Genomic DNA, 525 nt, shown 5'->3' on the forward strand with positions numbered 1-525 from the left:
GTCGTCGGCCGGGGCGATGTGGGTCACCTGCTCCACCGCCGCGTTGACCGCGGTCTGGAACGCGGGCTGCGGGTTTTCGCTGTCGTCCACCAGATAGAAGCCATCCGGGATCAGGCCCGGCTCGAACGGCTTGCCGTCGCGCGCGGCCAGCGCCGGGCGGAACTCGCTTTCGTCGCTGTCGGTGGTTTCGTGCAGGTCGATGTGCATGAGCATGCCGTCACGCAACGGTTCGACCAGCGCCATCAGTGCGGCCGATTCGGCCGCCGGGCTGTTGGCCACGAACGCGCGGTTGGGATCGATCGCATCGGSRTTCCAGCGCTGGAYGCGCTCATASCCCCAYGGGCTCACGCAGGGCACGACCAGCACATTGACGCGGCCGGCATAGTCCTTGGCGCGGGTGGCCAGGAACTGCAGCGCGCCCTGCACGCCGCTGGTTTCGTAGCCGTGCACGCCACCGGTGACCAGCACGCTGGGCAACTGCGGGTTCCAATCGCGGCTGCGCACCGCAAACAGCGGGTACTGGTG

At 68.5% G+C, this 525-nt stretch carries 1 protein-coding gene; it reads right to left on the reverse strand.

The window, feature by feature from the left end; translation table 11 throughout:
• Positions 1 to 525: M14 family metallopeptidase (locus tag ACXJKJ_RS32120; protein ID WP_457395797.1), on the reverse strand; the 525-nt coding region annotated here is incomplete at both ends.

The organism is Roseateles sp. P5_E1, from assembly GCF_054049335.1.